Genomic DNA, 10676 nt, shown 5'->3' with positions numbered 1-10676 from the left:
GCTTCACGGCCGAGGACTTCACCGAGGTCGCGGACGTGATCGCTGCGGCGCTGAAGCCGTCGTACGACGTGGACGCCCTGAAGGCCCGGGTCAAGACGCTGGCCGACAAGCACCCGCTCTACCCCAGCCTGTAACCGACACCCTCCCGCAGGGGCGTGCCGCATCCTCGGCACGCCCCTCCAAGTCGCACGGAGTATGGCGTGGCAATCAGCGTCTTCGACCTGTTCTCCATAGGCATCGGACCGTCCAGTTCGCACACCCTCGGTCCGATGCGCGCCGCCGGGATGTTCGTGGCCCGGCTGAAGCAGGACGGCGTGCTCGCCCAGACCGCCGCGGTGCGGGCGGAGCTGTTCGGCTCCCTCGGCGCCACCGGCCACGGCCACGGCACCCCCAAGGCGGTGCTGCTCGGCCTGGAGGGCAACCAGCCGCACACGGTCGACGTCGCACGGGCCGACCTGGACGTCGAGCGAATCCGCTCCACCGGACGCATCCGTCTCCTCGGCACCGAGATCGGTACGGCCCACGAGATCGACTTCCACGCCTCGACCCAGCTGGTCCTGCACCGTCGGCGATCACTGCCGTACCACGCCAACGGCATGATCCTCTTCGCGTACGACGGCGACGGTGTGCCGCTGCTGGAGAAGACGTACTACTCCGTGGGCGGCGGCTTCGTCGTCGACGAGGACGCCGTCGGCGCGGACCGGATCAAGCCCGACGACACGGTACTGGCCCACCCGTTCAGCACCGGCGACGAACTGCTGCGCCTCACGAAGGAGACCGGCCTGTCGATCTCCGCGCTGATGCTGGAGAACGAGAAGGCCTGGCGCACCGAGGAGGAGATCCGTGCGGGCCTGCTGGAGATCTGGCGAGTCATGGAGGCATGTGTCGCACGGGGGCTGGGCCGCGAGGGCATCCTCCCCGGCGGTCTGAAAGTCCGCCGGCGGGCCGCGGCGGCGGCCCGGGCGCTGCGCAGCGAGGGCGACCCGGCGAGCCGAGCCATGGAGTGGGTGACCCTCTACGCGATGGCCGTGAACGAGGAGAACGCCGCGGGCGGCCGGGTCGTCACCGCCCCGACGAACGGCGCGGCCGGCATCATCCCCGCCGTCCTGCAGTACTTCCTCCGCTTCGTGCCGGGCGCCGACGAGGACGGCATCGTCCGCTTCCTCCTCGCGGCGGGCGCCATCGGGATGCTCTTCAAGGAGAACGCGTCCATCTCCGGCGCCGAGGTCGGCTGCCAGGGCGAGGTCGGCTCGGCCTGCTCGATGGCCGCCGGTGGTCTCGCCGAGGTGCTCGGCGGCAGCCCCGAACAGGTCGAGAACGCCGCCGAGATCGGCATGGAGCACAACCTCGGCCTCACCTGCGATCCCGTAGGCGGGCTCGTCCAGATCCCGTGCATCGAACGCAACGGCATGGCCGCGGTCAAGGCCGTCACCGCCGCGCGGATGGCGCTGCGCGGCGACGGCCGCCACCACGTCTCCCTCGACAAGGTCATCAAGACCATGAAGGAGACCGGCGCCGACATGAAGGTCAAGTACAAGGAGACCGCCCGCGGCGGCCTCGCCGTGAACGTCATCGAGTGCTGAGGAGCCGGACGGAGCGCACGGGGACGAAGCCGGAGAAAGGGCGGCAGCCATGCTCATCGACAGCTACGGTCGCGTCGCCACCGACCTGCGGGGCGACGAGGCCGTAGGGCTGGTCCGGATCGCGGTCATCCGACTCGGCGTGGAGGAGGTCCGCTTCACCGGCGGCGAGCCGCTGCTGCGCCCCGGCCTCGCCGGGATCGTCGAGCGGTGCGTCGCCCTCGCAGCGCGCCCTGCCGTCTGCATGGCCCTGATCCGGCGGGACCGCGGCCACGACGTGCCTGAGGGCTTGGCCGCGGCTCGCGCCGCCGGGCTCACCCCGGTGAAGGTCAACGCCGTCCTGATGCCCGAAATGAACGACGACGAGGCACCCGAACTGCTCGCCTGGGCAACGGAGAAGGGCTGCGAACTCCGGTTCGTCGAGCAGATGCCGCTCGACGCCCAGCACGGCCGGCGGCGCTCACCCCCGAGCCGGACGAGGCCCGCGGCTCCGCGCTCACGGGACGCCGGCTCGTCGACGGCGGCCCGGCCCGGTCGGCGTCATCGCCTCCGTCACCCGCCCCTTCTGCCGCGCCTGCGACCGCACCCGGCTCACCGCCGGCGGCAGGTGTGCACCTGCCTGTTCGCGTGGGAGGAGGGCCGGCTCCGGCCCCGACGAGCCGTCCTTCCTCCAGCCCGACCGGCCGATGTCGGCCATCGGCGGCTGACACCCCGGGCGCAGAGCGCAACGACGTCCACAGACAGAACCAGGAGTGAGGCCATGGGACGGGTCACTGAGCGACGGCGCGTGGTCCGGGTGCGGGACGGTGCGGTGAGCACGCGTCCGGACACGCTGGTGGCGGAGGAGCCCCTGGAGATCCGGCTCGGCGGCAAGCCGCTGGCCATCACCATGCGCACGCCCGGGGACGACTTCGCGCTCGCCGCCGGTTTCCTGGTGAGCGAGGGCGTCGTGAGCCGGGCCGATGACGTGGCGAACATCGTGTACTGCGCGGGTGCCACGGACGACGGTTCGAACACCTACAACGTGGTGGACGTGCAGCTCGCCCCCGGTGTGCCGCTGCCCGACATCACGCTTGAACGGAACGTGTACACCACGTCGTCGTGCGGCCTGTGCGGCAAGGCCAGCCTGGACGCCGTACGGACCACGACGCGGTGGCCGATCGACGACACGCCACCGGTCCGGGTCGCCCCCGGGCTGCTGGCCGCCCTGCCCGACCAACTGCGAGCCGCGCAGAGGGTGTTCGACCGCACCGGCGGACTGCATGGAGGTGATCAAGTTCGTGACCCGCTTCGAAGGGCTCCACAGCCGTACCGTCCGTCCCACCTCCAGCCCCGCCCACAGCGACACCCTCGTCGGCCCGCCCCGACGCGGCCACCCGGCGCCCACAGCCGGCCCCGCCGCGTCGCCATGCTCAGCGTGCACACCTCACCCCTGCACCAGCCCGGCACCGGGGACGCCGGCGGGATGAACGTCTACATCGTCGAGCTCGCCAAGCGACTTGCCGTCACCGGTATCGAGGTGGACATCTTCACGCGGGCGACCTCCACCGCGCTACCGCCCGTCGTGGAGCTCGCCCCCGGCGTCCTGGTCCGGCACGTGGATGCCGGGCCCTACGAGGGCCTGGCCAAGGAGGACCTCTCCACCCACCTGTGCGCCTTCACGCACGGCGTGACCCGCGCCTGGGCCGACCACCACCCCGGCCATTACGACCTGGTCCACTCCCACTACTGGCTCTCCGGCCAAGTCGGCCGCCTCGTCTCCCAACGCTGGGGCGTCCCACTCGTGCACGCCATGCACACCATGGCCAAGGTCAAGAACGCCTCGCTCGCCGAGGGCGACACCCCCGAGCCGACGGCCCGCGTTCTCGGCGAGACTCAAGTCGTACGCGCGGCCGACCGGTTGATAGCGAACACCGAGAAGGAGGCGGAGGAACTCCTCCGCCACTACGACGCCGACACCGGCCGGGTCGCCGTCGTACATCCAGGAGTCAACCTGGAGCGTTTCCGCGTCGGCGCCTCCGGTGTCGAGGCCGGCCGGGCCGCGGCCCGTTCCCTCCTCGGGCTGCCGCAGGACGCGCTCATCCCCCTGTTCGTGGGACGCATACAACCGCTGAAGGCCCCGGACGTCCTGCTGCGCGCCGTGGCCCGGCTGCTGGAGCAGCGACCACGGCTGCGCGAGCGGATGGTGTTGCCGGTCGTGGGAGGGCCCAGCGGCAGCGGTATGGCGAGGCCCGAGGGACTGCAGAAGCTGGCCGCTCACCTCGGCATCTCGGACGTCGTGATGTTCCGGCCGCCGGTCCGTCACGACCAGCTCGCCGACTGGTACCGGGCGGCGTCCGTCCTGGTCATGCCCTCCCGCAGCGAGTCCTTCGGCCTGGTGGCCGTCGAGGCGCAGGCCTGCGGCACCCCGGTGATCGCTGCCGAAGTCGGCGGCTTGCCGGTGGCGGTTCAGGATGGGGTGAGCGGCGCTCTCGTGCCGGGGCACAACCCGGTGGACTACGCGGCGGCGCTGTCCGGCTTCGCCGACGACCCCCGACGCTCCAACCGGATGGGCGACGCAGCCTGGCATGCCCGCTCCTTCGGCTGGGATACGGTCGCGGCGGCGACGGCGGACGTGTACGCCGCGGTCCTGCACGAGCGTAGGCACTGCCGCATCTCGTGACTCTCCCCGTCCCACTCTCGTACGCGTACGAAGAGCTGGTCGACTTCCCGAAACGGCTCGCACTGCCCCACATGCGCGACGACCTCGGATCGGTCATCGCGCACCGACGCGACCGTGCCGCCCGCAAGCGAGTCGCCGGATAGCGGCGGTCGCTCGTCGTCCCCGGGTCAGACGATCCGCTCCCGCACCACCGGCGCCACCGATGCCGTAGGCGTCGAGGGGGGCAGGACGCCGGACGACGGGGCCTTGATCATGTGCTGCCCTCAAGAAGGCCCGCTTGGGATGGCTGATGCGTTCGCGCCGCCTCGCAGGATCAGCCCGTTGGCAGGGCGTTTCAAACGCCCTCTAGCGGCGGGCTTTTACTGCCAGTACAGGGCGTTCGGCTCCCAGCAGGATCTGCTGGGCGGTGCTGCCGAGCAAGAGTTTCCCGACGGAGGTGCGTCTGCGCAGCCCGATGACGATTACTGAGGCGTTGACTTCCTCGGCGGTTTCGAAGAGCAGGTCGGGGAGTTCACCGCGGTGTGGGGTCGTTCGGAGGTCTATGGATACGCCTGCCTGTTGTGCGCGGGCCTGGAGCATGTCGATTTCATCTGGCGCGGGTACTTCCGTGCTGACGAGGGCGCCGTCCCGGGGGGAGCTCAGGACGACAAGGGCCTCGCGTCGTCGTGCCGCTTCGTCCAGGGCGGCCGAGAACGCGGCGTTCCCTTCGAGGGTGGGCAGGTAGCCGACGAGGACGGTCATACAGGTTCCTTGCTGTGTTGGTGGTCGGTTCCGCGGTTGCGCCGGATCGCCCGGGCGGCCGGCACCAGCGCGACGGCGAGGAAGAGCGCGAACAGCGTTCCCGAGATCGGGCGGGTGAGGAAGCCTCCGGGGTTGCCTTCGAAGAGCAGCAGTGAGCGGCGAAGTGAGCTTTCCAGGAGTGATCCGAGGACGAATGCGAGGACGAGCGGGCCGGGGTCGAATCCGAGTTTCTTCATGAGGTATCCGAGGACGCCGAAGAAGACCACGAGTCCGATGTCGAAGACGCTGTTGTTGACGGTGTAGGCGCCGATGAGGGTGATGAGGACGGTGAGGGGCGCGAGGATCGTCGGGCGTACGCGCAGGATGCGTACGAACAGTCCTACGAGCGGGATGCTCATGATGAGCAGAAGGATGTTCCCGATGTACATCGAGTTCACCACGCCCCAGAACAACTCGGGGTGCTCGGTGACGAGTTGGGGGCCGGGGGTGATGCCCTGGATCAGGAGGGCGCCGAAGATGACCGCCATGGTGGCGTTGGCGGGTATGCCGAGGGACAGCAGCGGGATGAACGAGGATGTGGCGGCCGCGTTGTTGGCGGTCTCGGGTGCGGCGACACCCTCGACGGCGCCGCGGCCGAAGCGCTCCGGGGTGGGAGACCGGCGCTTTTCCAGGGCGTAGGCGGCGAGCGAGGCGAGGACCGCGCCGCCGCCGGGCAGGATGCCGAGGACGAAGCCGATGACGCCGCCCCTGCCGATCGCGCCGGAGGACTGACGCAGGTCGGAGCGGCTGGGCCAGACGTTGGCGACCTTGGTGGGGGCATGGGGTGCCCGGTGGCGTTCTTCCAGGGTGTAGAGGATCTCGCCCAGGCCGAACAGGCCCATGGCGATGGGGACGAAGTCCAGGCCGTCCGCGAGTGACAGGCTGTCGAAGGTGAACCGTTCGGCGCTGGTGAAGCCGTCTCGGCCGACGGTGGCGAGCAGCAGGCCGACGGCGGCGGCGATGAGGGCCTTGAGCATGCCGCCGCCTGAGACGGTGGCCACCAGCAGGATGCCGAGGAGCGCCAGCATCGTGTATTCGGGTGGCCCGAAGTCCAGGGCGAATTCGGCGACCAGCGGGGCGACCAGGCTGAGGGCGACGATGGCGAGGGTGCCGCCGACGAAGGAGCCTATGGCGGCGATACCCAGGGCGGTGCCGGCCTTGCCCTGGCGGGCGAGTGCGTGGCCGTCGAAGACGGTGACGACGGAGGATGCCTCACCGGGTAGGCGCAGCAGTACGGAGGTGATGGTGCCGCCGTACTGGGCGCCGTAGAAGATGCCTGCCACCATGATGATCGCGGTGACGGGTTCGAGGCCCAGGGTGATCGGAAGCAGAATGGCAATGGTGGCGGCCGGCCCCAGGCCGGGCAGGACACCGATCAGCATGCCGATGACGACACCGACGAGGCAGTACAAGAGGTTGGTCGGCTCGAGGACGACGGCGAAGCCGTCGAGCACGGGGGACACGTCCAACGATCCTCCCAGGCGGGTCGCGGTGTGCGGTCAGAACAGGTGCGGGATGGTGACCTTCAGCGCGCCGACGAACAGGGCGTAGAACGCGCAGGTGGCGGCGAGGCTGATGACGATGGAGGTCCGCCAGTTCTCCCGGCCCAGGATCCGCAGCCAGAAGAAGGCCAAAAGGGCTGTGGGGATCTCGAAGCCGATCACGCCGATGACCGCTACGAAGGCCACCATGGTCCCGACCGCCACGATCACCTGGAAGCTGGTGCGGGTGAACTGCTCGGCGTCGTCCGTGCGCCGGGCGGCGAAGGCCAGGAGCACGCCGAGAACGATCAGTGCCGTACTCACCAGGGCCGGCCAGGTGCCGGGCCCTGGTTTCGAGGGGCTGCCGATGCCCAGGCTCAGTGCTCCGGCGAGTGCCGCGCCACCGAGAAGCACGACGACGGCGGCCGTGACGAGGTTGGTCACCGTGCCCGCTGCCGGCGGCCGGGTGTCGTCGGAGGGTCCGTCGGCGGTCGACGGGTTCTCGGTGGACACGGTCCTCAGTTCCCGCTCATGTCGATCTTGTACTTGTCGGCGAGGGCGCGGTACTTGTCCAGCGAACCGGTCCACTGCTTGAGCAGCTCGGCGCCCTCGACCTCGTTGGGTGTGAGCAGCCGCTGGCTGTTGAAGTCCTGGTACTTCTTGTCCTCGAACGCCTTGCCGAACGCCGTCCGCAGCCGGTCGACGACCTCCTTGGGAGTGCCCTTCGGGGCGACGACGGCACGCGACTGCTGCACCGGGACGTCATAGCCGGCCTCGACCGCGGTGGGGATGTCGGCCATGTACGTGGGCCGCTTCTCCGCGAAGGTGACCAGTGGGGTGATCTTCCCGGCCTTGATCTGGGGCTGGGCCTCACCGAGTTGGATCGACGCGACGTCGACCTGGCCGCCCAGGACGGCGGTGAGCGTGGGGGCTCCGCCGTCGAACGGCACGGCGGTCGCCTTCACCTTCGCCTGGGAGAACAGCAGCGCCTGGCTGAGGTGGCTGCCCGTGCCGACGCCAGTCGTGCCGTACTTGATCGAGCGGTCGGCGTCGACGATGTCCTTGACCGTCTTGAAACCGGACTTGGGGCTGGCGACCAGGACATAGTCGTCCTGGGACAGGCCGGTGACGACTTCGTAGTTGTTGATGTCGACGGCTTCGTCGGCAGATACGGCCAGGGGCGTGATGTAGGCCAGCGAGCCCACGAAGAGCATGAGGGTGTGGCCGTCGGCCTTGGCGCCGGCCAGCTCCTTGGCGGCGACGGCGCCGTTGGCGCCGGGCTTGTTGACCACGGTGATGGTCTCGTCGAGGTCGGCGCCGGCAGGTTCGGCGGCCGCGCGGGCGGTGAGGTCGGTGCTGCCGCCGGGGTCCTGCCCGACGAGCAGGGTGATGGCTTTGTCCGGGAATGAGGTGTCGTCCTTGGATTCCCCACTTCCGACGTTGCCACCGCAACCGGGCAACGCGATCATGGCGGCGACCAGGGCGATCGCGGCTGTGCGGCGGTGAACCCGAAGCCTGGAGTGCATGAGCGTCTCCCTCAAGCGAGTGGGGTGGAGATGTGATGCAGATCTCGCTCCACGGTGCCGCGCAGCCTATGACCGCCTGTCATGCCTGTCCAACTCCGTTAGCGCATAGGCTGATACCTTTTTTGCATGACCTATACCTTGGAGCAGTTGCGTGGGTTGGTCGCTGTTGCCGAGGAACTTCACTTCGGCCGTGCGGCGGCACGACTGCGCATGACCCAGCCGCCGTTGAGTCGTCAGATCCAGAAGCTCGAAGCGGCCGTTGACGTGCGCCTCCTCGACCGGGACAAGCAGCGTGTGGCTCTCACGCCGGCCGGTGAGGCGTTCCTGGTCGAGGCCAGGCGCATCCTGGCGATCGCCGAGGCCGCCCCGGACCTGGCCCGCCGCATCCACTCGGGTTCCCGTGGCGTGGTGCGGCTCGGCTTCACCGCCGCGTCCACCTTCGGCACGCTCGGCCGCATCCTCAACCGGCTGGAGCAGAGCCTGCCGGAGGTCCGCATCGAGCTGTTCGAGATGGTGACGCGCGAGCAGATCGACGCCCTCGCCGGCGAGGACATCGACGTCGGGCTCGCCCGCCCGCCGTTCGACTCCGAGCTCTTCGACTCGCGCCTGATCCAGCAGGAGGCGCTGTTGCTGGCGGTGCCCGACGGACACCGGCTGACCGGCCTGGACCGGCCCGCCCGCGCCGACGACCTGGCCGGCGAACCGCTGATCTTCCACTCGCAGCGCAAGGCGCGGTACTTCTACGACCTGATGGTCAGCATGGTCCCGCTGGCCCAGGAACGGGTGGTGCACAGCGTGAGCCAGATCCTCACCATGCTGTGGCTGGTCTCCGCCGGGCGGGGCGTCGCCTTCGTGCCCGCCTCCGCCACCCTGCTCCGCATCCCCCATGTCACGTTCATCCCGCTGGCCACGCTTGTGCCACGGCCGGTCGAGCTGCATCTGCTGTGGCCGCGTCATTCGCGCAATCCCGCCCTCGCGAGGGTGCTGGCCGCGCTCGAGGACCTGGACCCGCGGGAGCACTCGAGCGGGCCGGTGCTTTCGCCCCGCGCCGGCGAGGAGACTTTGTCTCGGACGTGAACTGTGCCTGGCTGTAGCCCGGGTGGGATTCGGCGGCGGGTCACGGTGTGTTCAGGAGGAGGACGCAGGTGGCGACGGCCGTCACTGCGGCAACGCGACGGTCAAACGAAGTTGACGATCCGGCCGGCCTGCGCCCTTCAACACCGCTTATGTCCCGGGGTTTTATGAGCTTGGTCGGGTGCGCGACTGTCCTGGGGTCCGTGGCTGGGGCGCCGGTCGGTGACGGCGGTCATCCGATGCTCGGCTCAGTGCACTGTCGGAGATCTGGGCCGCCGCCCTGGTGATCCTTGTGCGCGCGGCGGTGTGCTGCGTATCTGCGGGGTGGCCGGGCCCCGGTTGACTGGTGCGGGTATCCGCTTGGCCGAACTCGTTGAAGGAGTCGTACACCTCGAACTCGGCGGCTCGGGGCGGCACACAACCTCCGGTGTCGAGGCGTCTTCGCACGACCGCAAGGGCGCAGGCCCTCCTCGTTCTCCGGTGATGAGTTTTCGCGCCCGGCCCCGTCACACCTACGACGGGACACGACGAGCCGGAAGGATGACGTGATGAGTGCGGACACGCGACTGGAGGAGCTGGGCGTGAGCGGGCTGGGCGAGGTCGACGAAGCGGCGTTCTCGGGGCTGGCGGAGCGGCACCGGCGGGAGCTGCATGTGCACTGCTACCGGATGCTGGGGTCGTTCGAGGATGCCGAGGACACCGTGCAGGAGACGTTCCTGCGGGCCTGGCGGCGGCGCGAGACCTTCGAGGGGCGGTCGACGTTCCGGGCCTGGCTGTACCGGATCGCCACCAACGCCTGCCTGGACCTGCTCGCCAAGTGCCGTCCGGAGCCCGCGACCGGCGGCGAGGTGCTGTGGCTGCAGCCCTACCCGGACCGGCTGCTCGACGAGCTGCCCGCGGGCGGCGCGGACGAGCCGGAGACCGTCGCGGTCGCGCGGGAGACGATCGAGCTGGCGTACCTGGTCGCGGTCCAGCACCTCGCGCCGCGCCCACGGGCCGTGCTGATCCTGCGGGACGTGCTCGGCTGGCCGGCGAAGGACGTCGCGGAAGCCCTCGGGGACTCCGTGAACTCCGTGAACAGCGCTCTGCAGCGGGCCCGCGCCGGCATGCGGGAGCACCTGCCCGCCGAGCGGCAGGACTGGACCGGCGGCGAACAGGACGCCGGGACGCGCGAGCTGGTGCGCCGCTACACCGACGCCAGCGTGGCCACGGACATCGACAGGCTCACCGCACTGCTGCGGGACGACGTCCGCTGCTCGATGCCGCCCACACCGGGCCTGTACGTCGGCCGCGACGCGGTGGTGAACGACTGGGTCGAGAACGGCTTCGAGGGTATGAAGGGCCTGCGCGCCGTCCCCACCTCCGTGAACCGGCAGCCCGCCGTGGCCTTCTACCTCTGGCGGCAGCGGGAGGGCGCGTACCTGCCGCTGACGATCGACGTCCTGCGTGTCACCGGCGGGGCGATCACCGAGATCGTCACGTTCCACGACGACCAGTTCCCGCGGCTCGGACTGCCGGAGCGCCTGCCCGCGGACGGCACGGAGTAGCCCGGTGCGGGCGCTCGCACTGCCGG

9 protein-coding genes and 3 pseudogenes are annotated in these 10676 nt (G+C 70.0%); 8 read left to right on the top strand and 4 right to left on the bottom strand.

Translation table 11 applies throughout. The features are described 5' to 3' along the window. The 6 genes and pseudogenes from AB0D34_RS22910 to AB0D34_RS22885 form a co-directional block, all read left to right on the top strand. Positions 1 to 134 (top strand): annotated as a pseudogene (locus AB0D34_RS22910) (serine hydroxymethyltransferase); the annotation flags it as partial. 66 nt (positions 135 to 200) lie between these two features. Further along, positions 201 to 1583 (top strand): L-serine ammonia-lyase, encoded by a 1383-nt coding sequence (locus AB0D34_RS22905; protein WP_362664139.1) that lies wholly within the window; start codon positions 201 to 203, stop codon positions 1581 to 1583. Between the two features lie 49 nt (positions 1584 to 1632). Beyond that, positions 1633 to 2287, top strand: a pseudogene (locus AB0D34_RS22900) (hypothetical protein). A gap of 53 nt (positions 2288 to 2340) precedes the next feature. Beyond that, positions 2341 to 2835: pseudogene (locus AB0D34_RS22895) on the top strand (formate dehydrogenase accessory sulfurtransferase FdhD); the annotation flags it as partial. A 3-nt stretch (positions 2836 to 2838) separates the two neighbouring features. Next, complete coding sequence (gene mshA / locus AB0D34_RS22890) at positions 2839 to 4242, top strand: D-inositol-3-phosphate glycosyltransferase (RefSeq protein ID WP_362664171.1); 1404 nt, start codon at positions 2839 to 2841, stop codon at positions 4240 to 4242. Beyond that, the gene (locus tag AB0D34_RS22885) at positions 4239 to 4385 is read left to right on the top strand and encodes a hypothetical protein (protein WP_362664137.1); all 147 of its coding nucleotides are present in this window, start codon (positions 4239 to 4241) and stop codon (positions 4383 to 4385) included. Before mshA ends, AB0D34_RS22885 begins: the two co-directional genes overlap by 4 nt. Positions 4386 to 4587: 202 nt before the next feature. Here AB0D34_RS22885 and AB0D34_RS22880 read toward each other — a convergent pair whose 3' ends face one another. From AB0D34_RS22880 to AB0D34_RS22865, 4 genes are read right to left on the bottom strand one after another with little or no spacing between them, the layout of a single operon-like run. Continuing rightward, entirely contained in the window at positions 4588 to 4983 is a 396-nt protein-coding gene (locus AB0D34_RS22880) for a universal stress protein (protein WP_362664135.1), read from the bottom strand. Next, complete coding sequence (locus AB0D34_RS22875; protein WP_362664134.1) at positions 4980 to 6485, bottom strand: tripartite tricarboxylate transporter permease; 1506 nt, start codon at positions 6483 to 6485, stop codon at positions 4980 to 4982. The genes AB0D34_RS22880 and AB0D34_RS22875 overlap by 4 nt, the downstream gene beginning before the upstream one ends. A gap of 36 nt (positions 6486 to 6521) precedes the next feature. Further along, positions 6522 to 7016, bottom strand: a complete 495-nt coding sequence (locus AB0D34_RS22870) for a tripartite tricarboxylate transporter TctB family protein (protein ID WP_362664132.1) — start codon at positions 7014 to 7016, stop codon at positions 6522 to 6524. Between the two features lie 5 nt (positions 7017 to 7021). Further along, on the bottom strand, positions 7022 to 8029 hold the full coding sequence (locus AB0D34_RS22865; RefSeq protein ID WP_362664130.1) for a tripartite tricarboxylate transporter substrate binding protein: 1008 nt from the start codon (positions 8027 to 8029) through the stop codon (positions 7022 to 7024). 126 nt (positions 8030 to 8155) lie between these two features. On the opposite strand from AB0D34_RS22865, the gene AB0D34_RS22860 reads away from it, so the two are divergent. Continuing rightward, positions 8156 to 9106 (top strand): LysR family transcriptional regulator, encoded by a 951-nt coding sequence (locus AB0D34_RS22860; RefSeq protein ID WP_362664129.1) that lies wholly within the window; start codon positions 8156 to 8158, stop codon positions 9104 to 9106. 545 nt (positions 9107 to 9651) lie between these two features. Then, positions 9652 to 10650 carry an RNA polymerase subunit sigma-70 gene (locus tag AB0D34_RS22855; RefSeq protein ID WP_362664127.1) on the top strand — a complete coding sequence of 333 codons (999 nt, stop codon included), beginning with the start codon at positions 9652 to 9654 and terminating at the stop codon, positions 10648 to 10650. The last annotated feature ends 26 nt before the right edge of the window (positions 10651 to 10676 follow it).

Source organism: Streptomyces sp. NPDC048420 (genome assembly GCF_040651535.1).
In the GTDB taxonomy this organism is placed as follows: domain Bacteria; phylum Actinomycetota; class Actinomycetes; order Streptomycetales; family Streptomycetaceae; genus Streptomyces.
The sequence above is the reverse complement of the archived record's forward strand: the minus strand, read 5'-3'. Positions and strand labels throughout refer to the sequence as shown.

Bases quoted from the DNA above. Each gene is read 5' to 3' on its own strand.
- AB0D34_RS22880 (WP_362664135.1), bottom strand. From the start codon at position 4,983: ATGACCGTCCTCGTCGGCTACCTGCCCACCCTCGAAGGGAACGCCGCG.
- AB0D34_RS22865 (WP_362664130.1), bottom strand. From the start codon at position 8,029: ATGCACTCCAGGCTTCGGGTTCACCGCCGCACAGCCGCGATCGCCCTG.
- AB0D34_RS22860 (WP_362664129.1), top strand. From the start codon at position 8,156: ATGACCTATACCTTGGAGCAGTTGCGTGGGTTGGTCGCTGTTGCCGAG.
- AB0D34_RS22855 (WP_362664127.1), top strand. From the start codon at position 9,652: ATGAGTGCGGACACGCGACTGGAGGAGCTGGGCGTGAGCGGGCTGGGC.